This is a genomic window from Planococcus plakortidis (assembly GCF_001687605.2).
Lineage (GTDB): Bacteria > Bacillota > Bacilli > Bacillales_A > Planococcaceae > Planococcus > Planococcus plakortidis.
Map to the genome: position 1 here is coordinate 903,105 of NZ_CP016539.2, position 24,483 is coordinate 927,587.

General features: G+C 51.3%; 19 protein-coding genes. 18 read left to right on the plus strand and 1 reads right to left on the minus strand.

Translation table 11 applies throughout. The features are described from left to right. The first annotated feature begins 86 nt into the window (after nt 1-86). The 7 genes from BBI15_RS04635 to BBI15_RS04665 all read left to right on the plus strand — a co-directional run bounded on the left by BBI15_RS04635 (nt 87) and on the right by BBI15_RS04665 (nt 8,562). The gene (locus BBI15_RS04635; protein WP_068868532.1) at nt 87-1,721 is read left to right on the plus strand and encodes a glycoside hydrolase family 13 protein; all 1,635 of its coding nucleotides are present in this window, start codon (nt 87-89) and stop codon (nt 1,719-1,721) included. Beyond that, on the plus strand, nt 1,714-2,586 hold the full coding sequence (locus BBI15_RS04640) for an ROK family protein (protein WP_068868533.1): 873 nt from the start codon (nt 1,714-1,716) through the stop codon (nt 2,584-2,586). Before BBI15_RS04635 ends, BBI15_RS04640 begins: the two co-directional genes overlap by 8 nt. 258 nt (nt 2,587-2,844) lie before the next feature. Further along, complete coding sequence (locus tag BBI15_RS04645; RefSeq protein WP_068868534.1) at nt 2,845-4,146, plus strand: ABC transporter substrate-binding protein; 1,302 nt, start codon at nt 2,845-2,847, stop codon at nt 4,144-4,146. A gap of 76 nt (nt 4,147-4,222) precedes the next feature. Further along, nucleotides 4,223-5,083, plus strand: a complete 861-nt coding sequence (locus BBI15_RS04650; protein WP_068868535.1) for a carbohydrate ABC transporter permease — start codon at nt 4,223-4,225, stop codon at nt 5,081-5,083. Then, a complete protein-coding gene (locus BBI15_RS04655) occupies nt 5,083-5,898 on the plus strand; it encodes a carbohydrate ABC transporter permease (protein WP_068868536.1) in 816 nt (271 codons plus the stop codon). The genes BBI15_RS04650 and BBI15_RS04655 overlap by 1 nt, the downstream gene beginning before the upstream one ends. A 15-nt stretch (nt 5,899-5,913) precedes the next feature. Beyond that, nucleotides 5,914-6,933 (plus strand): LacI family DNA-binding transcriptional regulator, encoded by a 1,020-nt coding sequence (locus tag BBI15_RS04660; protein ID WP_068868537.1) that lies wholly within the window; start codon nt 5,914-5,916, stop codon nt 6,931-6,933. 12 nt (nt 6,934-6,945) lie between these two features. Continuing rightward, nucleotides 6,946-8,562 carry a glycoside hydrolase family 13 protein gene (locus tag BBI15_RS04665; protein ID WP_068868538.1) on the plus strand — a complete coding sequence of 539 codons (1,617 nt, stop codon included), beginning with the start codon at nt 6,946-6,948 and terminating at the stop codon, nt 8,560-8,562. A gap of 77 nt (nt 8,563-8,639) precedes the next feature. Here the strand turns inward: BBI15_RS04665 and BBI15_RS04670 are convergent, their stop codons facing one another. Beyond that, entirely contained in the window at nt 8,640-9,923 is a 1,284-nt protein-coding gene (locus tag BBI15_RS04670) for a glucose-6-phosphate isomerase (protein WP_084632760.1), read from the minus strand. A gap of 274 nt (nt 9,924-10,197) precedes the next feature. Here BBI15_RS04670 and BBI15_RS04675 point away from each other — a divergent pair, with 274 nt between their 5' ends. From BBI15_RS04675 to BBI15_RS04720, 11 genes are all read left to right on the plus strand, one after another. Beyond that, complete coding sequence (locus tag BBI15_RS04675) at nt 10,198-12,216, plus strand: penicillin-binding transpeptidase domain-containing protein (protein WP_068868540.1); 2,019 nt, start codon at nt 10,198-10,200, stop codon at nt 12,214-12,216. A 147-nt stretch (nt 12,217-12,363) separates the two neighbouring features. Continuing rightward, nucleotides 12,364-13,983 (plus strand): alpha-glucosidase, encoded by a 1,620-nt coding sequence (locus BBI15_RS04680; protein ID WP_068868541.1) that lies wholly within the window; start codon nt 12,364-12,366, stop codon nt 13,981-13,983. Between the two features lie 232 nt (nt 13,984-14,215). Next, on the plus strand, nt 14,216-15,478 hold the full coding sequence (locus tag BBI15_RS04685; RefSeq protein ID WP_068868542.1) for a S8 family peptidase: 1,263 nt from the start codon (nt 14,216-14,218) through the stop codon (nt 15,476-15,478). 89 nt (nt 15,479-15,567) lie between these two features. Next, the gene (locus tag BBI15_RS04690) at nt 15,568-16,800 is read left to right on the plus strand and encodes a helix-turn-helix domain-containing protein (RefSeq protein ID WP_237150912.1); all 1,233 of its coding nucleotides are present in this window, start codon (nt 15,568-15,570) and stop codon (nt 16,798-16,800) included. Nucleotide 16,801: 1 nt separating this feature from the next. Continuing rightward, nucleotides 16,802-16,945, plus strand: a complete 144-nt coding sequence (locus BBI15_RS16395) for a hypothetical protein (RefSeq protein ID WP_157101628.1) — start codon at nt 16,802-16,804, stop codon at nt 16,943-16,945. A 152-nt stretch (nt 16,946-17,097) separates the two neighbouring features. Then, nucleotides 17,098-17,763, plus strand: a complete 666-nt coding sequence (locus BBI15_RS04695; RefSeq protein ID WP_068872513.1) for a GNAT family N-acetyltransferase — start codon at nt 17,098-17,100, stop codon at nt 17,761-17,763. Between the two features lie 87 nt (nt 17,764-17,850). Beyond that, nucleotides 17,851-19,554: a PucR family transcriptional regulator gene (locus BBI15_RS04700; protein ID WP_068868543.1), complete on the plus strand. Its 1,704-nt coding sequence runs from the start codon at nt 17,851-17,853 to the stop codon at nt 19,552-19,554. 177 nt (nt 19,555-19,731) lie between these two features. Next, nucleotides 19,732-20,928: a M24 family metallopeptidase gene (locus BBI15_RS04705; RefSeq protein WP_068868544.1), complete on the plus strand. Its 1,197-nt coding sequence runs from the start codon at nt 19,732-19,734 to the stop codon at nt 20,926-20,928. Nucleotides 20,929-20,978: 50 nt separating this feature from the next. Beyond that, complete coding sequence (locus BBI15_RS04710) at nt 20,979-22,178, plus strand: cystathionine gamma-synthase family protein (RefSeq protein WP_068868545.1); 1,200 nt, start codon at nt 20,979-20,981, stop codon at nt 22,176-22,178. Between the two features lie 21 nt (nt 22,179-22,199). Then, a complete protein-coding gene (locus BBI15_RS04715; RefSeq protein ID WP_068868546.1) occupies nt 22,200-23,435 on the plus strand; it encodes a M20 metallopeptidase family protein in 1,236 nt (411 codons plus the stop codon). Continuing rightward, nucleotides 23,425-24,477: a homoserine dehydrogenase gene (locus tag BBI15_RS04720; RefSeq protein ID WP_068868547.1), complete on the plus strand. Its 1,053-nt coding sequence runs from the start codon at nt 23,425-23,427 to the stop codon at nt 24,475-24,477. The genes BBI15_RS04715 and BBI15_RS04720 overlap by 11 nt, the downstream gene beginning before the upstream one ends. The last annotated feature ends 6 nt before the right edge of the window (nt 24,478-24,483 follow it).

The window sequence follows — 24,483 nt, forward strand, 5'->3', positions numbered from 1 at the left end:
ACTTAAAAAAGTTCTGTGTTTCTTTTCCTATTTTCCGTATCATGATAGGAAATGAACAAATCTTCAGGAAAGCAGGGGAAAATACGATGGAGTGGTGGAAAAAGGCAGTAGTATATCAAATTTACCCAAGAAGTTTCATGGACTCAGATGGCGATGGGATAGGCGATCTCCAAGGAATCATCAGCAAGCTGGATTATTTGAAGGAACTCGGTGTCGATGTGTTATGGCTATCGCCCATCTACGATTCCCCGAACGACGATAATGGCTACGATATCCGCGACTACCGGAAAATCATGCAGGAGTTCGGGACGATGGACGACTTCGACCGGATGCTTGACGGCATTCACGAGCGCGGCATGCGCCTGGTCATGGATTTGGTCGTCAACCATACTTCTGACGAGCACCGGTGGTTTACGGAACGTCCGGATTATTATATCTGGAAGGGCCAGCCGAACAATTGGCGGTCGTTCTTCAGCGGTTCGGCTTGGCAATTCGATGAAACAAGGCAGCAATATTACCTTCATCTGTTCTCCAGGAAACAGCCGGACTTGAACTGGGAAAACGAAGAGCTGCGACATGAAGTGTATAAGATGATGCGCTGGTGGCTCGACAAAGGCGTCGATGGTTTCCGCATGGACGTCATCAATATGATTTCGAAAGACCAATCCTTTCCCGACGGTATCGATGGCGATGGCACGCCGCATTTCTTCAATGGGCCGCGCGTCCATGAGTTTTTGCAGGAGATGAACAAAAACGTGCTATCCGATTACGACATCGTCACAGTCGGGGAAATGCCAGGTGCTGGGACAGAAGATGCCAAGCTATACACGGGGCCAGGACGCAACGAGCTGAACATGATCTTCACTTTCGAACATATGAACCTCGACCAGGGCCCGGGCGGAAAGTGGGAGCTCCAGCCATTGCGCCTTACGGATCTAAAGGAGAACCTGGAGAAATGGCAAGTGGAACTCTACGGAAATGGCTGGAACAGCTTGTATTGGAACAACCACGACCAGCCACGCATCGTCTCCCGTTTCGGGAATGATGGAGAGTACCGGAAGCAATCGGCAAAGATGCTCGCCACGTGCCTTCATTTCCTGCAAGGGACACCGTATATCTACCAAGGGGAAGAGCTTGGCATGACCAATGTGGCGTTCGCATCGATCGATGAGTATCGGGACATCGAGACCTTGAATATGTATAAGGAAAAGCGCGCGCAGGGCATGCAGCACGAGAATCTTATGGAGGCGATTCACGCGAAAGGCCGTGATAATGCCAGGACGCCGATGCAGTGGGATGCTTCCGAAAACGCAGGTTTCACAAAAGGCAACCCATGGATTCCGGTCAACCCGAATTATCCCGAAATCAATGCAGGAAACCGGGAGGAAACGGATTCCGTGTTCCGTTATTACCAAAAATTAATCGCGCTTAGAAAAGAAGTCGAAGTCATCACAGAGGGCGATTTCAAGTTGCTGTTCCGCGAGGATGAAGAGGTTTTTGCCTACACACGCCAAACGGCAGATGAGCAATTGACGGTTTACTGCAATTTTTCGGCTACGCCGCGTGAATTGCCGGTGCCAAAAGGCTGCGTGCTGATCGGGAATTATCCGCCTCAAGAAAACCAGGGGGCAGTGCAGCTCAGGCCATATGAAGCGTTATGTTTTTTTGACGGCAATAAAAATGGAGGAATGGATCGGGGGAAGGATGGGGAGAATGGATAAAGTAATCGGTGTAGACATCGGGGGAACAAAAATCCGCATGGGGGTCATCAATGAAAAGGGGCAAATACTCGCAGAGCGGCAAGTGAAAACGGAGTTTCCGCTCTATCCTTATTTAGAACGCCAGGTATTATCATTTTTGGGGGAGCATCCCGATGTTTCCGCCATCGGTGTCGGGACGCATGGATTTGTCGACTCGAAAGCTGGGCGCATCGTCTTTGCCGGTGACATGCTGCCGGGATGGACGGGGACGGAGGTTAAAGCGCCGCTCGAACAGGCGACGGGGAGAAGTGTGGAAGTGGAGAACGATGCCAATTGCGCGGCGCTTGCCGAAGCGAAATTCGGGGCTGCCGAGGGGCTTGGGCGTGTCGTCTGCATTACGCTCGGCACTGGGCTTGGGGGCGGCATCATCTGGGACGGCAAGCTCTTGAGCGGCGGCCCGCACGGCGGGGCTGCAGAACTTGGCCATATGATCCTGTATCCGCACGGTGCACGTTGCGCTTGCGGCCGGCATGGCTGCGCCGAGCAATATCTCTCGGGCACGGCACTCGTTCGCCGCATCAAGGAAGCAGGGCTCACAGTGACGCCGACCGAATTATTCGAACTGGCGGAAACAGATGCCCAGGCACAAAAGCTGGTCACCGAATTCACTGAAGACTTGGCGATCTACATCAGCAGCCTGCAGGCCATCTTCGACATGGACATGCTCATCATCGGCGGCGGTGTCTCGGAATCGGCTTCGTCATGGAGCGGTGAATTGAAGCGCCAATTGGCGAAAGTGCTGTTGAACCCATTGCCGGTGGAAGTGGCGCGTTTTGAAAATGATGCCGGCATGCTCGGGGCTGCCCTGCTCGTTTTAAATAAATGAAGACAATGATTTAATTTGTCCTGCAGCCCGCGCACGCCTTAATCAAAAGGCTGGTGCAGGCCTGTAGGGCGCCGGTTGCCAGCGGTTTATTTGCGCGATATAAAAATAATTAAAATATTTTAAAAATAGGTTGTGCAAACGTTTTCACTATGATAATCTGTTAATAATTATTCGTTGGAAACGCTTACCAAAGAGTTTCCGATTTTTTTGGTCATATTGTGCAATCGTTTGCACAACCATTCGAAGGGGGAATTCATTATGAAGGAATTGAAGTTCAGCAAGGGGTTGTTGGCATCTGTATTGCTGTCAGCCGGCGCACTCGCAGCGTGCAGTTCAGGGGATGACGGAGCGACTGCAGAAGACGGAGATCAAGTAACGGTCGATATCTTCCAATTCAAAGTGGAATTCAAAGACCAGTTTGAAGCTGTCGTCGCTCAGTACGAAGAAGAAAATCCGGACGTCAACATCGAAATTACGACAGTCGGTGGCGGGGAAGATTATGGCGCTGCACTCCGGTCCCGTTTTGCTTCAGGCAATGAGCCGGCCATTTTCAATATCGGCGGGCCACAGGACGTAGCGGACTGGAAAGACAATTTGACGGACCTATCCGATACAGGAGCAGCGGATGCGGCGCTTGAAGGCACGCTCGACGGGGTAACGGTCGAATCGGAAGTGCTCGGATTGCCGTATAACCAGGAAGGCTACGGATTTATCTACAATACACGTTTGTTTGAGGAAGCGGGAATCGATGCCGCCTCCATTACGGATTATGCAAGCTTGGAAGAAGCGGTGAAGACACTTGATTCGAAAAAAGACGAACTTGGCCTTGAATCTGTCTTCGCATTGCCAGGAAAAGAGACGTGGGTAACGGGGCTTCATTTGTCGAACACGTTTCTCGCGCCTGAATTCGATAATAATGTCTTGACGGCATACGATGCAGATACGGTGGAATTTGAATACGGCGAGGGCTTCAAAAAAATCCTCGATCTACAGAACGAGTATTCGAAGCAGCCGACCGTGAGCCTCGATTATTCGCAGCAAGTGGAAGAATTGTTCTCGCTTGAACGCGTGGCAATCATCCAGCAAGGAAACTGGGTATACGGTTCGATTGCAGGAATCGACCAGGAACTTGCGGATTCAGGCATCGGCATGATGCCGATCCCGGTTGAAGGTTTGGAAGACGGCGGATTGCCGGTCGGCGTGCCGATGTATTGGGGCGTCAACTCGAACCAAGATGAAGAAGTCGTCACGGCCTCAAAAGATTTCCTCGATTGGCTCTACACGTCCGATACTGGAAAAACGGCCGTTTTGGAAGACTTTAAATTCATCCCGGCATACGAAGGATACGACACATCCAAAATCACCGATCCGATGTCCAAAGCGATTTATGATGCTTCAGAAGCCGGTGAAACAATCGGCTGGGTCTTCATGGGCTATCCGACCGGCTGGGGCGAAGATGAACTCGGCGCGAACATCCAGAAATATTTGAGCGATGAAGCGAGCTGGGACGAAGTGGTCGATTCAGCGAAAGCGGCATGGGAATCAAGCCGCGGGGAGTAATTTGTCCATCAAAACATAGCAGCCATTGTGCTGCTTTGTTTTGTTTCAGGGCTTAACTAGAAAGAGAGGCTAAACTATGCGTACAAAGGATTTATCCTATTGGTTGTTTTTAGCGCCTGTTTTGCTGGCGCTGGCACTTGTCGTGATTGTGCCGATGCTGCTTGGGCTTTTCTACTCATTCACGGCATGGAACGGCATCCAGACCGGCGAATTCGTCGGCTTCCAGAATTACCTGAATTTGTTCACGGATGAGCGCTTCCTTGACTCGCTTTGGTTTACGACGAAATTCTCGGTCGTATCCGTCATTTTGATCAATTTCATCGGGCTATCGCTCGCATTGATCGTCACGTCGAAAATCAAGACAAGCAGCTTGCTGCGCACGACCTTTTTCATGCCGAACTTGATCGGCGGATTGATCCTCGGGTTCATCTGGCAGTTCATTTTCCTGAAAGTGTTCGCGAGTGTCGGCGAAGCGGTCGGCATGGATAGCTTGCAGGCTTGGCTGTCGACGACTGAAACCGGGTTTTGGGGCTTGGTCATATTGATGAGCTGGCAGATGGCGGGGTACATCATGGTCATCTATATCGCTTATTTGGAAGGCTTGCCAAAGGAATTGATTGAAGCGGCTGAAATCGACGGGGCATCGACGGCTCAGCGCTTCCGCTACATTATCTTCCCACTCGTCGCACCGGCCTTCACTGTCAGCATGTTCCTGACTTTGTCGAATACCTTCAAGCTGTACGACCAGAACTTGTCGCTGACAGCTGGCGGCCCGTACAATTCGACGGAAATGGTCGCCATGGAGATTTTCAAGACAGCGTTCGTGCAAAATGCGTTCGCCTACGCGCAGGCAAAAGCGATCATTTTCTTCCTGATCGTCGCTGTCATTTCACTGGTACAAGTGTATATCAATAAACGCCGGGAGGTCGAAATGTAATGCGCAACCGCTGGAATATTAAAGTCGAGGTGCTTGGCGTTTTGCTGGCGATTCTCTGGCTATTGCCTTTTTACTTGATGTTCGTCAATTCATTCAAGTCGAAAAAAGAGATTTTCCTCGATACGACGAGCCCTCCGGAAGCCTGGAGCTTCGATAACTACATCACGGCATTCCAGGAACTCGATTTTCTTACAACCTTGTTCAATTCCTTATTGATCACCGTCGTCAGTGTCGTCTTGATCGTCCTGTTCTCGGCGATGGCAGCTTACGCGTTATCGCGTGCGAAAAGCAAGATATCCACAATTCTCTTTTTCCTGTTCGTCTCGGCGATGCTCATCCCGTTCCAATCGGTCATGATCCCGCTCGTCACGGTATTCGGCCAGTTTGATATGCTCAACCGCGGCGGGTTGATTTTCATGTATATCGGTTTCGGTGCGAGCCTGTCGATTTTCCTGTATCATGGTGCTTTGAATAATATCCCGAAATCGCTCGATGAAGCGGCAAAAATCGACGGGGCGAACCGTTGGCAAGTGTTTTGGCATATCATTTTCCCGATCCTCAAGCCGATCACTGTCACGGTCGCCATACTCAATATCATCTGGATCTGGAACGATTATCTCCTGCCGTCGCTTGTCATCAACACGACCGGCAGTGAAACGATTCCGCTGAAGATGTTCTTCTTCTTCGGCGAATATACGAAACAATGGCATTTGGCGCTCGCTGGCCTTACGCTCGCGATCATTCCTGTCATCATCTTTTATTTCTTTGCCCAACGCTCGATCATCAAAGGTGTCTCGGATGGCGCTGTAAAATAAAAGGGGGCAATCGTTATGGCGATTACAATCAAAGACGTCGCGAAACTGGCCGAAGTCTCGCCGGCGACGGTTTCCAGGGTTATTGCGGACCATCCGAAGATCACCCCGAAAACAAAGCGCAAAGTACGGCAAGCCATGGAAGTGCTGGGGTATTACCCGAACTTCCAGGCGCGCAATTTGGTGGTTCAAAAAAGCAAAGCGATCGGCGTCATCATGGAAAACTCCACGACGCTCGCTTTCCAGAACCCGTTCTTCCCGGAAGTGTTGCGCGGCATTTCTGTCAGTGCCCATCAAAGCCAATATGGCCTGTATCTATCGACTGGCGCGACGGAGCAGGAAATCTATGAAGAAGTGGTGGCGATGACACAAGGGAAACGCGTCGACGGCATCATCCTGCTGTATTCGAAAATAGATGATAAAGTCATGGATTACCTGCTCGCAAACGGCATTCCGTTTTCCGTGGTGGGCCGGCCCTACACGCGCCCGGAGGCCATTTCCTATGTCGATAACGACAATGTTGCCATCGCGAAACAAGTGGTTGGCTATTTGGTTTCACTTGGGCACCGGGATATATCGTTTGTCGGCGGTGCCTCCGATTTCATCGTCTCTGCAGACCGCTTGAGCGGTTATCGGCAAGCGCTCGATCAAGCGGGGATTCCGTTCTCTCCGGATTATGTCGTCACACAGGAGGAAATGGAAGGCCACGAGCAGCAGGCAATCCGCAACTTGATGGAGCGAAAAAATCCGCCGACGGCCATCGTCACGCACGATGATTTGGTCGCCTATGAAGTGATCAGTTATCTGGAAGATTTGGATATTGCCGTGCCGGCCGATGTGTCGATTGTCGGGTTCAACAACCATACTTTGTCTAGCCATTTGAAACCGCCCCTCAGTACGGTGGACATCTCGATTTTCGACCTTGGAGTGGAAGCGGCGAACCTGGTGTTGGAAAAAATAAACGATGGCAAAGCAGCTCCCCGGAACATCATTGTCCCGGCGACATTGATCGAAAGGGGCTCTTGCCAAAGTCTTTGAAAGGAAACGATTATGAACAGAACATGGTGGAAAGAAGCCGTGGCGTATCAAGTGTATCCGCGCAGTTTCAATGACTCGAACGGGGACGGCATTGGGGATATCAACGGCGTCACGGAAAAACTGGATTATTTGAAGGAACTGGGGATCGATGTCATCTGGATCTGCCCGATGTATAAATCGCCGAATGACGATAATGGTTATGACATTAGCGATTACCAGGAAATCATGGATGAACTCGGGACGATGGCCGATTTCGACCGCTTGCTCGAAGAAGTGCATGCACGCGGCATGAAATTGATCATCGACCTGGTCATCAACCATACGAGCGATGAGCATCCATGGTTTTTGGAATCACGCTCATCACTCGACAACCCGAAACGCGACTGGTATATTTGGCGCGACCGCCCGACCAATTGGGAAAGCATCTTCGGCGGGCCGGCATGGGAATTCGACGAGAAGACCGGGCAATATTATTTGCACATCTTCTCGAAAAAACAGCCGGACTTGAACTGGGAAAACAAGGAAGTTCGTCAAGCGCTTTACAAAATGGTCAATTGGTGGCTCGATAAAGGCATCGACGGGTTCCGCGTCGATGCCATCAGCCACATCAAGAAAGACTTCAGCGATTTGCCGATCGAAGAAGGCAAACCGTGGGTACCGGCATGGGAAAAAATGATGAATGTCGATGGCATCCAGCCTTTGCTTGCGGAACTGCGCGATGAGACCTTTGCGAAATACGACATCATGACGGTCGGGGAAGCGAACGGCGTCTATGCGGAAGATATCGATGAGTGGATCAGCGAAGAAGACGGCAAATTCAATATGGTGTTCCAATTCGAGGATCTGACACTGTGGGACAGCGATGTCAAACAAGGCATCAACGTCAATGACCTGAAAACCGTCTTGACGCGCTGGCAAAAAGCGGTCGATGGCGTCGGCTGGAATGCGTTGTTCATCGAAAACCACGATAAGCCGCGCGTCGTCTCGACTTGGGGCAATGATGGTGAATACTGGCGTGAAAGTGCGACAGCGCTCGCTTGCATGTATTTCTTCATGCAAGGGACGCCGTTCATCTATCAAGGCCAGGAAATCGGCATGACCAATGCGCCGTTCGAGGAAATCCATCATTATGACGATGTCCATACGCATAATCTGTATTTCTACAATTTGGCGGAAGGCATGGAACATGAGGCGATCATGACCTTATTGAAATCGACGAGCCGTGACCATTCCCGTACGCCGATGCAATGGAACGGGAGAGAGAATGCCGGATTCACGACAGGCTCTCCATGGCTGCAGATGAACCCGAACTTCGAATGGCTCAATGTCGAAAGCCAGATGCAAGATTCGGCATCCGTGTTGTCGTTCTATAAGCAAATGATTTTCTTGCGGAAAAGCATGGATGTGCTGGTCTATGGAACCTACGATTTGATCGAGACCGACTGCGAGGATGTTTACGCTTATACGCGCACGCAAGGCGACGAACAGGTGCTCATCCTGTCGAATCTCGGAAGCACGACCTGCGCCTGGCTGGAACCGGAAGGCGCAGAACTGCTGCTGGCCAATTACGAAGACCGCGATATGCATCAATTAAAACCATATGAAGCTCGTGTGTATAAGCTCGCTTAAAGCTTGCGGAACCGAAATATCCTATTGAAAAACGCTTTTCCCGATCGGCCAGAAGGCTGTTCGGGAAAAGCGTTTTTTTAGAATCCTGGTTTTTTCAGGAGCTTGAAGATATTGTTCTTGTATTCTTCGACGCCCGGCTGGTCGAATGGGTTGATGCCGAGAAGATACGCGCTGTATGCGCAGCTCAGCATATAGAAATACAGCAAATGGCCGATCTGGGATTCGTCAATGCGGTCCACGGTCAAGCTCACTTGCGGCACGCCGCCCGACAAATGGGCATTCGATGTGCCTTTATGGGCGATATGGTTGAATTCCTGCAAGGACAAGCCGGCAATGTAATTCAATTCGTCTCCGTCTTCAGGCGTTTCGAAAATCTCCAGATCTTGCTGTGCTTCTTTCACCAGCAGGAAGGTTTCAAACAGGTTGCGCTGCCCGTCCTGGATGAATTGGCCGAGCGAGTGCAAGTCAGTCGTGAACACGACCGATGCCGGGAAGATGCCTTTTCCTTCTTTTCCTTCGCTTTCACCGAATAATTGTTTCCACCATTCCTGGACGAACGATAGCTTCGGCTCGAAGATGGCGTTCACTTCTGTCGTATAGCCCTGGATGTACAAGTGATGGCGGATCGCCGCGTATTGCATCGCAGGATTCTGGTCAGGGCCTGCCTCACGGTAAGCTGCTTCCGCTTCTTTTGCGCCCTCTACAAGATCACGGATCGAATGCCCGGCAGCGGCAATCGGCAACAGCCCGACTGCCGTGAAGACGGAGTAGCGCCCGCCGACATCATCCGGCACGATAAAGCGTTCATAGCCTTTCGTTTCGGCCAATTGGCGAAGCGCCCCTTTTTCAGCGTCGGTCGTCACGATGATCCGTTCCGCCGCCCCGTCGCCATAACGTTTTTCCATATAATTGCGCAGGAAACGGAACGCGATGGCCGGTTCCGTCGTTTTGCCGGATTTCGAGATGACATTGACGACGACTTCCTTGCCTTCTAAGTGTTCAAGCAATTGCTTCAAGTATTCACCGCTCACTTGATGTCCCGCAAACAGCACTTCCAATTGCTCGTCTTTCTGGAAATAAGGCGACAAGGCAGAAAGGACGGCTTTTGCCCCTAGATAGGAACCGCCGATCCCGATGACGACCAATACATCGGCCTTGTCACGGATCGCTTTAGCGGTGTCTTCGATTTTTTCAAGGAACTCCTGGGGCATGGAAGAAGGCCAATCGAGCCAGCCGAGGAAATCAGAGCCGTCCCCTTGTTTCGCATACAGACCCTCCTGGATTTGCTGCAAGCGTGTTTTCATTTTAAGATCTACCGCAGACTCGATGGCCTCGGAATATGTTAAGTCGATCATAAGCATCCTCCTATTCTATGATTACTGATTTTACCATAGTGCATGAAACGATAGCATCTAGAGCGATAAAAACTGCAAAGCTTCGAAATCGAGTGAATCGGGTTTGCTTCGGTGCCACTTATTGGTAAAATAAAGAGAAACTTCAATTAGCCTAGGTATTTCACTCGGTGAATGGAGCCGTACTGGCTATTTTTTTGCGTGCTGGTAATTTTCCGCTTGAATGCGTGAAGGTTTAGATGAAGCAAGGGCGTAAGCTAGAAAGTCACAGGAGGTTATCGAAATGAAACGATACATAACAATAGCAGTGGGGGCAGGGGCGCTTGCTTTGTCAGGATGCCAGCCGCAACCGACGCCTCAAGACCGTTTGGATGAGTACGTCGGCCACTGGAACGGACAGGATTTCACTGCCATGTATGAAGGGTATTTGACACAAAGCTCAAAAGAAGCCTTTCCCCAGGAAGCGTTCGATGAGCGTCAGCAGCAGTTGATTGAAGACCTCGGCATCGAGAATCTGGAAGTCAGCTATACAGCAGAGGAAGAGGCGGAGTGGGATGAAGCGGAACCGGCTGAGTTTCCGCTTACTATCAAGATGGAGACACTTGCCGGGCCGATTGCATTCGACGAAACGATTTCATTGATCCACGAAGAGCAGGAAGGCGGGGAGAATTGGTTTGTCGATTGGGACCCATCCTTGATCTTCAAGGATCTTGAAGAAGGCGACGGGATTGCAGTGCGGACCGAAGCAGCTGAACGGGGAGAGATTACGGACCGCGAAGGGCGAGGCTTGGCCATCAACGGCACGGGCTATAATCTCGGCGTAGTGCCGGAACGGCTCGAAGGGGACGGCGATATTGCAGAAGCCGCCGAACTTCTGGGGCTGTCGGTGGAATCGATAGAATCCAGCCTGGGTCAAAGCTGGGTTCAGCCGAATCAATTCGTGCCGTTGACAAAGGCTTCGAAATCGGCGGAACAATTGATCGCTGACGTGGAAGCGAGCGATGTCGTGACCTATCAGGAAACGGCGATGCGGGAATATCCATACGGCGAGGCATTCGGCCATTTAACCGGCTATCTCGGTTCGATTACGGCAGAGCAACTGGAACAACTGAAAGGCCAAGGCTACGGCCCGAATGACTTGATCGGCCGACAAGGCCTGGAAAGGCGCTTGGAAGAACGCCTGCGCGGCGAGAGCGGCGCGCGCATCCTGATCGAAAAGCAAGAAGAGGGAGCGGAAGATATCGTCCTCGCCGAACAGGAGCCGACAGCTGGAGAAGATGTGGAACTGACGATCGATGCGGAATTGCAGACGGCCGTCTATGATTCGATGCAAGGGGAACCGGGAAGCGCTGCCGCGGTGTCGCCTGAAAATGGCGAGACGCTGGCGCTCATCAGTTCCCCGGGATTCGATCCGAATGAATTCATCGCAGGAATCAGCGGAGAACGCTATGCGGAATTGTCGGAAGACCCGTTGAATCCGCTGTTCACGCGTTTTGCCGCAAGTTATGCACCGGGATCGACCATTAAACCGGTGACAGCAGCGATCGGCATGGAAGCAGGGACGCTCGACCCGCAGCAAGGGCTCGAAATCAACGGGCAGACGTGGCAAAAAGACAGCTCATGGGGCTCATACCGCGTATCCCGTTTGCATCCGGAAGCACCGAACCCGATCGATTTGAATAAGGCGCTTGTCTACTCGGACAATATCTATTTCGCAAGGCAAGCACTCGAGATGGGGAGGGAGACATTTATTGATGGACTGGCTGCCTACGGTTTCGGGGAGGAATTGCCGTTTGCCATCGAGCTGGAAAGTTCACAGATTTCCAACGACGGCACCCTTGGATCCGAAGGGCAGTTGGCGGATACATCGTTCGGCCAAGGCCAGATGCTCGCCAATATCCTGCATCTCGCTTCGGCTTACGAGCCTTTCCTCAACGGCGGCACAATCTATGAGCCGACGCTTTACGCCAGCGAAGAAGCCGGGCAAGTGTGGAAGGAAGGCTTGATCAGTGAAGGCAATGCGGCTGTGCTACAGGAAAGTCTGCGCAATGTCGTCACGGACGGCTATGCCAAATCAGCCGATATCGACGCTGTACCGATCGCCGGAAAAACAGGCACAGCTGAATTGAAAGGGGCTCTCGGCGAAGAGGGGCAAGAGAACGGGTTTTTCGTTTCTTATCACGCTGAGCAGCAAGACTTCATTTTGGCGATGATGATCGAGTCGATCGAAGATGATGGCGGCAGCGATTACGTCGCAGGATTTTCCGCAAGTGCCATGGAACAATATTACTTGAATAATTGACCGAAACCGTCCGCCTGCCGCGGGCGGCTTTTATTATGCAAGTAAAGAGGGATTTTACGGGGAAAGGCGTATACTATATAAAAAATAACGCTTGACTAGCCGATGTAAGCACATCAATTCCGCAATAGCAGAAAGAGGGGGATGAGCTTGAAAAAGACGTGGTGGAAAGAGTCTGTCGTCTATCAAATTTACCCGCGCAGCTTTTTCGATACGGACGGCGACGGCATCGGGGACTTGAACGGCATCCGGGCGCAGCTCGATTATCTTCAGGAGCTCGGTGTCGACATGATCTGGTTATGCCCGGTCTACCAATCGCCGAATGTCGATAATGGGTATGACGTCAGTGATTATCAGGCTATTATGGATGAAATGGGAACGATGGAGGAGTTTGACCGCCTGCTTGAGGACATCCACTCCCGTGGCATGAAGATCATGATGGATTTGGTGTTGAACCATACGAGCGACCAGCATCCGTGGTTTCTGGAATCCAAATCATCACTTGACAACCCGAAACGCGATTGGTATGTCTGGCGCGACAAGCCGACGAATTGGGAAAGCATATTCGGCGGGCCGGCCTGGACGTACGATCCAAAAACGAGACAATATTATTTTCATTTATTTTCCAAAAGCCAAGTCGATTTGAATTGGGAAAACCCAGAATTGCGTCGAGCGCTCTACGATATGATCCTTTGGTGGCTCGATAAAGGCATTGACGGTTTCCGTGTGGATGCGATTAACCATTTGAAGAAAGATTATACGGACATGCCCAATCCGGATGGGCTGAATTATGTGCCGGCCTGGGAGAAAATGACGAATGTCGAAGGGATACAGGAGTTACTGGCGGAATTGCGTCAGGAGACTTTTGCAAAATATGACGTTGTGACGGTCGGCGAAGCGAATAGCGTACGTTCACATGAAATCGGGGACTGGATCAGCGAGGCGGAGGGGAAATTCAATATGATCTTCCACTTGGAAGCGCATGAAGAGGCGTGGGATGAAGAAACAGAAGGGGGCGTCGATGTCGACGACTTGAGAATCGTCCTCGATCGCTGGCAGCGCAGTGCGCAAGGCATTGCCTGGAATTCCTTGTATCTGGAAAACCATGACCGCCCGCGTACCGTCTCGACTTGGGGGAATGACCGGGAGCATTGGCGGGAAAGCGCGACGGCGCTTGCCTGTATGTATTTCTTCATGCAAGGCACGCCGTTCATTTACCAAGGACAGGAGATCGGCATGACCAATGCGCCGTTTGATGACATCAGTATGTACCGGGATATCGAAACGAAAAATATATATCGCTATAACCGCCAAAAAGGCGTCCCTCACGAAGATTTGATGAAGACCATCAAGAAAGTCAGCCGCGATCACGCAAGGACGCCGATGCAATGGAGTGGCGGTGCAAATGCCGGATTCACAGGAGGCGAACCGTGGATTCCGGTGAACCCGAATTTCAATTGGCTCAATGTGGAAGCACAGCAGCAAGACCCCGAATCGGTGCTTGCTTTCTATAAAAAGATGCTGCGACTGCGAAAAGAGCACGAAGCGTTGGTTTACGGAAGCACCCATTTGGCGTTTCTGGAATGTCCGTTCGTCTATGCCTATACACGGGAGTATGGGGAAGAACGGTATCTGGTCATATCGCATCTCGATGATGACACCTGCCCTTGGTGGAGCCCGGTGGACGGCGAACTATTGCTGTCGAATTACGAGAGCCATCTGGACGGTAAATTGCAGCCATACGAAGCGCGTCTCTATCGGTTGAAATAAAAGCCGCCTACAGAGCGGCTTTTTTTATTTTCTGCATGAAAAGGCATATCGGTTTAGGTACAAAGATCTACTTCTGCCGTTTTCCCTGTTTTCCTTCAAGGATTTTCCCAATTACGCAATCCGTTTTTCTCTGCTAGATTTAAAGCATGGCAACAGCCGCAGGACAACAGGCGGGACGCCGCTTGCTGCAACGAGCCATAACCAAATCTATTCGGAAAAGGGGATTCGAAAGATGAAAAAATCGGCAAAATTCATTACAACAGCAATGCTGGCAGCGACGATGCTCGTACCGGCTATGGGGGTTTCGGCAAATGAAGCTCCGGATGCACAAAATGCGAACGCAAACGATAAAATCCGCGTGCTCGTCGACATGCCAGGGAAAAAAGAGCTTGAAAAAGCGAAAGACCAATATGGCGTCCACTGGGATTTCAATAGCGAGGGCTTCACAACCAATATGACGGAAAAGCAATACGAAGCCTTGAAGAAAAACAAGAACGTGACGATTGAAAAAGTTCCGGAATATACAGTGGAAACGACAACACTTGAACCGCAAGCGCGCTATAAAACAGCGGCAGCTTCCCAGTCCACGCCTTGGGGCATCAAAGCGGTCTATAACAATAGTTCCATCACGAAAACAAGCGGCGGATCAGGCGTCAACATTGCAGTGTTGGATACGGGCGTCAACACAAGCCACCCGGATCTCGCAGCGAATGTCGAGCAATGTAAAGACTTCACTATCGGCACAAGCATCCGCAACGGCTCCTGCACAGACCGTCAAGGCCACGGCACGCACGTAGCTGGATCGGCGCTAGCGAACGGCAATGGCGGCTTGTACGGCGTAGCGCCGCAAGCGGATCTTTGGGGATACAAAGTTCTTGGCGATGACGGGTCAGGCTCTGCCGATGACATCGCAACGGCTATCCGCCACGTAGCGGATCAGGCTTCTGCTTTGAACCAAAAAACTGTCATCAATATGTCTCTTGGGTCTTCAGCGGAAAGCAGCCTGATCACGAATGCGGTCAACTATGCTTACAATAAAGGCGTGCTTGTCATTGCGGCAGCAGGCAACGAAGGCCCGTACCAAGGATCGATCGGATTCCCAGGCGCATTGCAAAATGCAGTGGCAGTAGCAGCTCTTGAAAATGTACAGCAGAATGGCACATACCGCGTAGCGGATTTCTCATCCCGTGGATACAGCCAATATGCTGGCGACTATTCAATCGGGAAATATGATGTAGAAGTGTCAGCCCCAGGCGCAAGTGTTTACTCAGCTTGGTATGATGGAGGCTATGCAACCATCAGCGGTACATCGATGGCATCTCCTCACGCAGCAGGCCTTGCAGCCAAGATCTGGGCAGCAAACCCATCTGCATCGCACACGCAAGTCCGCGGCGATCTCCAAAGCCGCGCAGCTGACAACGACATCCTATCCGGTTATTATGCAGGATCTGGAGACGACTCCGCTTCTGGCTTCGGCTTCTACCGCCTGCCATAAGAGTTGGCCTAAAAACAAGCTTGGCTGTCACAGCCAGGCTTGTTTTTTTGTGTTATTATTTATATATTCTGACAAAGAAAGGTGAGTTTATGAACATCGGTTCTGTGATTAAATACTATCGGCTCAAACACAATCTCACACAGTCACAGCTCGCTGATGGCATCTGTTCGATATCGCATTTGAGCAAGATTGAATCCAATACCTATACGCCGCATGAGGAAACTTATGAAGCGCTGCTTTCCAAGATGGGCGTGCAATTGAAAAAAGAACTAGAGCACCAGAAGCGGCTTGAAAAGCAATTGGGGCGCTTTATAGATTGCGCGCTTCATTACGACTTAGATAATTTGCATAAAATTTACGAAGAGCTTTTAAATGAAGACGATTACTTGCAATCTACCGACTTGGTGAATCAATATGAACTGTATAAATTCCGCTATTATGTACTGGATTTACAATTGGATAAGGCTTCGAAACAACAAAAGTTGCTGGAAAAGTTAAAAGCTTCTTTTACAGCACCCGAGTTATGGATGAGCCGATTTTTTCAGGCGCTGTATTTCACTACTTTAGGCCAGCAAAAAGAAGCGATGGATTTGATGTACCAATTGGATCAAGGACTTCAAAGTATCCCGCAAAAACTTGAAGGGGAGTTTTACTATCAAAAAGCTAGAATTTTAATAGTGCATGACCGTCTAGAACTTTCTGCATACTTTGCGGAACGGGCGGTACGTGCTTATGAAATGCACCATAATTACATCCGCCTCCTGCATGCGCAGCTATTGCTAGCAATCAACTATACGAGACGGAATTTAAGCACTCAAGCCGCAAGCTTGTATGAAGTGGTGAAACGTAACGCCTACTTGACACATCAACACGAGTTATATCAATCGGTTCTCTATAATTATGCGGAATTGTTGAAAAATCAAAAACAGGGCAATCAAGCATTCGAGCTATTTTCGGAATTGAAAGATGTGGTGCAACCCGGCAGTTACATCCATAAAGCAGTAATCATAAATCTATTGGAACTCGAGGGAATAAGTGAAGAAGAAACGCTTCAGTTGATTGAACAATTGCGCATGCCCGGGACTCCGAAAGATGAAGAATACTTTAATATTTATAGCGATTATTATGGAAAACGAGAATTTTCCCAACAAGAACTTTTGAACTATAAAGAAGATAAAATGTTTCCATTTTTCAAAAAATATGGTTATATAAAAGACACCAAACATCTCTCTGAAGAGCTTGCGGCTCATTATAAAGAGCAGCAAGATTGGCAGAAAGCCTATTATTATCAAGCTCAATTTCTTGAAAGCGACGGTGAATGATATGGAAAAGAAAAAATTGTTGGCAGGCGCAGCATTGGCGCTAATTTTGACTTTGTCGGCCGGATTGCCTCAAATTACGGCAGGCGCAGAAAATGCTAATGGAAACGTGACAATCAACGGGCCACAAGTATTACCGCCAGTTTAATTAGGAGAAAAACGAAAAGCTTGCCAATTTGGCAAGCTTTTATTTTAGGGAAAACTCCAGGCTGCCGAAGCCATCCCATTCATCCCGCATACTCCAGTGTGTATCCGCGCTGTCTTCGGGTAAACTAAACAGAAAGAAGGGCAGGGATGGCCATGTATAAAAAACAGCAATACGTTTTCAAAGACGGGCGTCCGGTCTTGGCGACTGTCCGGACCTATACTGAAAACGACTTTCCTGGCTTGATCGAGGTCCAGCGTGAAAGCTTTCCGCCTCCGTTCCCGCCTGACTTACTGTGGAACAGGGAACAACTCGGTAATCATATCGCCCTTTATCCTGAAGGCGCCATCTGTGTGGAGATCGATGGCGAGATTGCAGGATCCATGACAGGGATGCTCACGAAATTCGATCCCGCCCATCCTTTTCATAGATGGGAAGACGTGACCGATTCGGGATCGATCAAGACGCATGATCCGGACGGCGAATCACTGTATGTCGTGGATATCGGCATCCAGCCGAAATTCCGTAAATTGAAACTTGGCAAACTATTGATGGAAGCGATGTATGAGCGGGTCGTCGCAGACGGTCTCGAGCGGCTTATCGGCGGCGGGCGGATGCCGGGGTATCACCGTGTTTCGGAGGAACTGGCGGCTGAACAATATATCGACCAAGTGCTGGCCGGTGAGCTGAGGGACCCGGTCATCAGCTTCTTGCTCAGCTGTGGCCGCATGCCCGTAGCGATAATTCCAGGTTATTTGGATGATGAAGAATCGCGTGATTATGCGTTATTGATGGAATGGAAAAATCCATTTCACCTTTAAACAGTTCAGATTATTCGGACATTTACTTTTTTGGAAGGCTTGTTTTTGCTATACTGGCAGAAACCAATGAGGCGCGGAGGGGATTATATGCAGCTGACCGTGCAGGATGTCCTGGATTATGGATTGCTGGAAGGGGCGGTCGTCCGTACCGCTAAAGAATTTGCCCACGCGCGGCCTGTGCACTGGGTGTCTGTCATGGAAATGCCCGTGGAGAATTTCGTGCGCCGCAATGAACTGGTGCTGACGACTGCGATGGGATGCAAAAATGATTTGGAAACTTTTCGCGGATTCGTCAAGGATATCATCGATTCAGGGGCAGCGGCACTCATGATCGCGATGGGGCGGCATGTTTACGAAATACCGAAAGAGGTTGCAGAACTGGCCGAAGCGCATGAGTTCCTGCTTGTTGAATTGCCGTGGGAGCTGCGCTTTTCGACGGTCATCGAAGAAGTGATGATCGATTTGAACGACTTGCACAGCCAAGAACGGCAGCGTTCAGAACAAGTGCAGCAGGACTTGTTGAAACTGATTTTAGCGGACGCGGAATTGGAGAAAATCGCTGCGTATATCCGCCGCGAGCTAGGAAGTGCGCTGCTCATTACGGATGGATATGGAGCCGTGCAAGCTTCAGCCGGTTTTTCGCGTACCAAGCTGGAAGCATGGGAACGGCAGGTCAGCAAAGGAACTTTCCCGATTTGCCAAGAGCCGCCTAAAGGAAACCGCGACCCGATGGTCCAGAAATTCCGCAGCGGTGAACTGGGCGGCCGGAAGCTCGTCCAAGTCCCGGTGCTCCAAGTATCGGAGGAAGCGCAGGGTTATCTATTCGTCGAACTGCCGGAAAATGCCGGTGATGGGCGTCTCGATGTCTTTTCGGTCCATGTACTTGAACATGCCGCAACGACCATTTCCTTATGGCGCTCCAGGCAGAATGCGGTCGAGGAGACCAAAGCGGCTTTGCGAATGGATTTTGTCCGTGAGCTCGCCAACGGGGAATTCACGACCAAAGAGCAGGCGGCTTCCCGTGCCCGTGCGCTCGGTTATGACATGGAGCTCCCGTATATTGGCCTGGCGGGAAGCCCTGAGAATTTCAGGGAATTATTCGAGCGGCGAAAGCCTGACCATAGTTCGTATACAGAATGGTCGAAAAGCATGGTTGCCTATATTGAAGAAGAAATCCATTATGCGGCCCATGCCATGAAACGCACGGTGATGACAGGCTATGCAGATGGGTATTTGATCATCTTTCTGGAAAAGCCGCTTGAAAGCGGGCAGGAAAACCAAATCAATTTCCTGGATTTGATCGAACGGCGGCTTGGGAATTTATTGCCGGAAGTCGTTTTGTCCTGGGGTATAGGTGATTATGAGGAAGGATTCGAAGGGTTCAGTAACAGTTTCCGGCATGCGAAAGCGGCGCTGGAAATCGGGCGCAGGAAAAAAGGGGCGGGGCATCGGATGGATTACCGCGATACGCGGGCAGACCGCCTGCTGTTGCAACTGGCAAAAACGGAAGGGATGAAAGACATCATCCTGTCGACGATCCAGCCGCTTGTCGATTATGACCAGCAGCGGCAGATGGACCTGATCGGCACCTTTTCCGCGTACAACCATTATCAGGGCAATGTCAGCCAGACGGCGCGTGCCTTGAACTTGCATCGTCAATCCCTGCTTTACCGTTTGCGTAAAATCGAATCTTTGACAGGACTGTCGCTTGTCGACCCGGACGATTTGTTTCTATTGGAATTATGTGTCCGGACTTACCGCATCCGTGCTAATGAACCGAATAATGCTTGAATGAAAGCCTTCTAATCAAGAAGGCTTTTTTTATGTGGAAAATTGACTAAAGGGCTGCACGTATTTTCATACATTATGACGGATGCATAAAAAGAAGGCCGGCAGTTATAGTGAAAACAAGAATAATAAATTGATTATTCCGACTTTTAATCCGTGAACACGAGGAGGGGATTTCCCATGTCGTTTGGAACAGCAGAGTATCAGGGGCGTATCAGAAAAACGAAGCAGCGGATGGCAGAAAAAGGAATTGAAGTGCTGCTCATTACCGATCCTGCCAACATGAATTATTTATCGGGATATGATGCCTGGTCGTTTTACGTACACCAGATGCTTATCGTCATTGAAGATGAGGACCAGCCGTTGTGGGTCGGGCGCATCATGGATGCAAACGGGGCGAAAATCACGACCTGGCTTTATCACGATAATATCATTGCTTACCCCGAAATCTACGTCCAGACGGAATTGCGCCACCCGATGGATTTCGTGGCGGAAATCCTGGCACAAATCGGCCAGGACCGGCGTTCGATCGGAGTGGAAATGGATAGTTATTACTTTACGGCGAAATGTTTTGCCAGCCTGCAAAAAGGCTTGCCGAACGCCCGTTTCCACGATGCTACCTCCTTGGTCAATTGGGTAAGGCTGGTGAAATCCGATACTGAAATCGAGTACATGAAACGGGCGGCGCGTTTTTCGGAAAAAGCGATGGCTGCAGGCATTGAAATGATTGGCGAAGGTGTCCGGGAATGCGACGTCGCAGCAAGGATATTGGAAGTGCAGGTGAAAGGCACTAAAGAGCACGGCGGCGACTATCCGTCGATCATGCCGCTTTTGCCGACAGGTGAGCGGACAGCAGCCCCCCACCTGACGTGGACCGACAAGCGCTATAAACAAGGGGAATCGGTCACGTTGGAGTTGTCAGGCTGTTATAAACGTTATCATTCGCCCCTGGCCCGGACAGTGTTTATCGGGACGCCCGATGCGGAGCTTCAGCATCTTGCCGATGTGACGACAGAAGGAATCAATGAATGCCTGGCGATGATCAAGCCGGGCATTTACCTGGAAGAAATCTGCGCTACGTGGACAAAGACGATCGCCCGTTATGGGTTCGAAAAAGAAGCGCGCATAGGCTATCCGGTAGGCTTGAATTACCCGCCGGATTGGGGCGAGCATACCGCGAGCATTCGGATGGGCGACCGCACGATACTTGAGCCGAACATGGCTTTCCATATGATTCCCGCCATGTGGTTCGATGATTCGGGATTCGAAGTGAGCGAAACTTTCCGCGTAACGGAAACCGGCTGTGAAACGTTAGCGAACATGCCGCGCGGCTTATTCACCAAAGGCCATTTAATCGGCTATCAAGGCGGAGCCTGATCCTCGGCCGCGAAAAACTGAAAACTTGAAAAAATTTGAGGAGTGATTTCATGACTAACAACAAAATCCATCAATCAACACAAGCGGTCTGGGGCGGGGAAAAAGATTATCTGGTACACGGGGCATCGCAAGTGCCAGTCGTCTTGAGCGTCGCCTATACGTACGACGATATGGACGAATGGTACGATGTGGCAATCGGCAAGAAAAAAGGGCATATCTACGGCCGCAACACGAACCCGACAGTCCAAGCGTTCGAAGACAAAGTGAAATTGCTGGAAGGGGCGGAATCGGCGACGAGCTTCTCGACGGGCATGGCGGCCATCAGCAATACGCTTGCGACCTTCCTTATGCCGGGTGACCGCATCGTGTCGATCAAGGATACGTATGGCGGGACGAACAAGATTTTCACGGAATTCCTGCCGCGCCAGCAAATTGACGTAGCGCTCGTCGATACGGGAGACCACGAGGCGATCGAAGCCGAACTCCAAAAAGGCTGCAAGATCCTTTATTTGGAGACACCGACCAACCCGACTGTCAAGATCACGGACATTGCGCGCATGGCAAAAGCAGGCCACGAAGCAGGCGCACTCGTCATCATCGACAACACGTTCGGCACGCCAATCAACCAGAATCCTTTGGAACACGGCGTCGATCTCGTCCTCCACAGCGCAACGAAATTCCTCGGGGGACACGCCGATGCGCTCGGAGGTGTGTTGGTCGGATCGCATGAACTGGTCGAACAAGTCTATCACTACCGCGAAATCAATGGCGCGACGATGGACCCGATGGCGGCTTACCTGCTGCTGCGCGGCATGAAGACTTTGCATTTGCGCATCCGCGAACAAAGCAAGAACGCCATGGCGCTCGCCAAATACTTGCAGACAAAGGACATCGTCGAAGACGTCTTCTATCCGGGGCTCGAGACGCATCCGAACCACGATATCGCAAAACGCCAGATGAAAGGCTTCGGCGGCATGCTGAGCTTCTCGGTCAAAGGCGGCGTCGACACAGTGCGTGACTTGCTGCCGAAACTCGAATACGCAAACCGTGCGGCAAATCTCGGTGCGGTCGAAACGACAGTGGGACCGGCGCGCACGACAAGCCATGTGGAGTGCACGCCGGAAGAACGCGCAGCGATGGGCATCCCGGAAGGCCTGATCCGCGTTTCTTGCGGCATCGAGGAAATCGAAGACATCATCAACGATTTCGAGCAAGCGTTCCAGCATGTCGAAACGGTGATGAACGTTTAATCGGAAAGCCAGGTGAATAAGATGCAGGACAAAGATGAACTTTTGCGGGAAGCGGAACGGATGGGCGAAAGGCTCAGCGAATGGCGGCGGACGATGCACCAATTCCCGGAGTTGAGTTTCCAGGAATTCGAGACTGCGGATTTTATCACCTCGGTATTGGAACCGATCGAAGGCGTTGCGGTCGAACGGGGAATAGGCCTAGAAACGAGCGTGACCGCAACGGTCGGAACCGGCGAGGGCCCGGTAATGGCATTGCGCGCCGATATCGATGCTTTGCCGATCGAGGAAGCGAACACGTGCGATTACCGCTCGAAAGCCCCTGGGGTCATGCATGCCTGCGGACACGATGCGCATGCCGCCATCCTGCTCGGCGCTGTCTCGCTTCTTGCGGAATACTACCGGGACAAACCATTAGGCGGAACGGTCAAATTCATTTTCCAGCCGGCGGAAGAAATGATTGATGAACAGTCCATGTCCGGCTCCCCGTATTTGCTGCAAGCGGGCGCTTATAAGGGAGCGAAGCTGGCAATCGCGCTTCACATGTGCCCGTGGCTACCAGTCGGTGCTGTTCAAATGCACGATGGCATCAGCATGGCGAACGTCGATGTCTTTCATGGCACCATCCAGGGGACCGGCGGCCACGGTGCGTATCCGGAGCTCGGCAGCGACCCGACCTGGATGCTCGGCCTCATTTTGCAGGCACTGCACGGCATCGTGCCGCGGAAAATTTCCGCGCTCGAACCCGCGGTTGTCAGCGTCGGGCAGATCCATGCTGGAACCGCAAGCAATATCATCCCGCATGAGGTCCAAGTGGAAGGAACGGTCAGGAGCTATTCAAGCACAGCGCGGGATTTGCTTGAGGCGGAAATCCGCGAGGCCTTCGCGCTTGCCGATCAGCTTGGCGGCGGTCATTCCTTTCATTACCAGCGGGGGGAACCCGCATTGGTCAATGATAGAAGCGTCAACGAACGGATCGCAGCAGCTATCCGTAAAACAGATCCATCTGTAAGGTTCACTCACCAGGCGTTCGGCATGGGAGGCGAAGATTTCGGTTATGTCACGCAGCAGCTGCCGGGGGCGATGTTTTTCCTCGGCTGCGCGGTGGATGACGGAATCGAGCGGGATTTGCATACGCCGCATTTCGATATCGATGAGCGCAGCCTGCCGCTCGGAGCCGCCATATTAGCCAATGCAGCAATCGGCTTTTTCGAACAACCGGACGGGCACGGAGAAGAGGAGGAACAGCATGACACATAAACTGGCATTTATCGGCTTCGGCGTAGTCGGCCAAGGGCTCGCGGAAATCCTGCACAATAAACGGCAAAGCCTGCAAGAGCGGGAAGGCTTCGAAGCGAAAGTAGTCGCGATATCCGATTTCAAGAAAGGCTCGCTGTACCATCCGGATGGGCTCGACCTCGAAGCGGTTCTGGACGCGGTACAAAAGACCGGAAGCCTGGACAGCTATCCGAAAACGGAAGGGCTCATCACGGGCTGGGACAGTTTGGAGACGATCAGGCAATCGAACGCTGACACGGTGGTGGAAGTGTCCTATACGGATGTCAAAACCGGGCAGCCGGCAATCGACCATTGCCGCGCAGCTTTTCAAAGCGGCAAAAATGTCGTCATGACCAATAAAGGGCCGGTTGCGCTCGCTTACCGGGAGCTCTCGGCGCTAGCGAATGAACACCATGTCTCCTGGGGCTTTGAAGGAACGGTCATGAGCGGGACGCCTGCACTGCGAATGCCGAAACTTGCACTTGCCGGAAATGATATCACCGAAATTCGCGGCATTTTGAACGGCACGACCAATTTCATGCTCATGCGCATGGATGAAGGGGAAAGCTATGAATCGGCACTCAAGGAAGCACAAAAGCTTGGTTATGCGGAAGCGGATCCGACGAGTGATGTAGAAGGCCTTGATGCACGCTATAAGATCGTCATTCTCGCTCAGCATGTCATGGGCATGCCCCTATCCGTCGAAGAAGTGGAATGCTCAGGCATCTCCAACATGACGCCGGCACTTATCGAAGAAGCACGCATGGAAGGCAAGCGCTGGAAGCTCATCGCTTCGGCTACGAAGGAAGGCGGGCGCGTCAAAGCGAAAGTCGCGGCTGAAAAAGTGCCGTTGGATGACCCGCTCGCTTCCATTTCCGGCGCGCTCAATGCCATCACCTATGAGACCGATTTGTTGGGACCGGTCACACTGAGTGGCGCAGGAGCGGGGAAAACGGAAACGGGATTTTCCTTGCTCATCGACTTATTGGCGATCGCAAAGGCAAGAGAAGCGGTGCGGTCATGAAAGGAG

Excerpts from the sequence above, each read along its gene's own strand:
- BBI15_RS04635 (WP_068868532.1), top strand. The coding sequence starts at position 87 with ATGGAGTGGTGGAAAAAGGCAGTAGTATATCAAATTTACCCAAGAAGT.
- BBI15_RS04640 (WP_068868533.1), top strand. The coding sequence starts at position 1,714 with ATGGATAAAGTAATCGGTGTAGACATCGGGGGAACAAAAATCCGCATG.
- BBI15_RS04645 (WP_068868534.1), top strand. The coding sequence starts at position 2,845 with ATGAAGGAATTGAAGTTCAGCAAGGGGTTGTTGGCATCTGTATTGCTG.
- BBI15_RS04650 (WP_068868535.1), top strand. The coding sequence starts at position 4,223 with ATGCGTACAAAGGATTTATCCTATTGGTTGTTTTTAGCGCCTGTTTTG.
- BBI15_RS04655 (WP_068868536.1), top strand. The coding sequence starts at position 5,083 with ATGCGCAACCGCTGGAATATTAAAGTCGAGGTGCTTGGCGTTTTGCTG.
- BBI15_RS04660 (WP_068868537.1), top strand. The coding sequence starts at position 5,914 with ATGGCGATTACAATCAAAGACGTCGCGAAACTGGCCGAAGTCTCGCCG.
- BBI15_RS04665 (WP_068868538.1), top strand. The coding sequence starts at position 6,946 with ATGAACAGAACATGGTGGAAAGAAGCCGTGGCGTATCAAGTGTATCCG.
- BBI15_RS04670 (WP_084632760.1), bottom strand. The coding sequence starts at position 9,923 with ATGCTTATGATCGACTTAACATATTCCGAGGCCATCGAGTCTGCGGTA.
- BBI15_RS04675 (WP_068868540.1), top strand. The coding sequence starts at position 10,198 with ATGAAACGATACATAACAATAGCAGTGGGGGCAGGGGCGCTTGCTTTG.
- BBI15_RS04685 (WP_068868542.1), top strand. The coding sequence starts at position 14,216 with ATGAAAAAATCGGCAAAATTCATTACAACAGCAATGCTGGCAGCGACG.
- BBI15_RS04690 (WP_237150912.1), top strand. The coding sequence starts at position 15,568 with ATGAACATCGGTTCTGTGATTAAATACTATCGGCTCAAACACAATCTC.
- BBI15_RS16395 (WP_157101628.1), top strand. The coding sequence starts at position 16,802 with ATGGAAAAGAAAAAATTGTTGGCAGGCGCAGCATTGGCGCTAATTTTG.
- BBI15_RS04695 (WP_068872513.1), top strand. The coding sequence starts at position 17,098 with ATGTATAAAAAACAGCAATACGTTTTCAAAGACGGGCGTCCGGTCTTG.
- BBI15_RS04700 (WP_068868543.1), top strand. The coding sequence starts at position 17,851 with ATGCAGCTGACCGTGCAGGATGTCCTGGATTATGGATTGCTGGAAGGG.
- BBI15_RS04705 (WP_068868544.1), top strand. The coding sequence starts at position 19,732 with ATGTCGTTTGGAACAGCAGAGTATCAGGGGCGTATCAGAAAAACGAAG.
- BBI15_RS04710 (WP_068868545.1), top strand. The coding sequence starts at position 20,979 with ATGACTAACAACAAAATCCATCAATCAACACAAGCGGTCTGGGGCGGG.
- BBI15_RS04715 (WP_068868546.1), top strand. The coding sequence starts at position 22,200 with ATGCAGGACAAAGATGAACTTTTGCGGGAAGCGGAACGGATGGGCGAA.
- BBI15_RS04720 (WP_068868547.1), top strand. The coding sequence starts at position 23,425 with ATGACACATAAACTGGCATTTATCGGCTTCGGCGTAGTCGGCCAAGGG.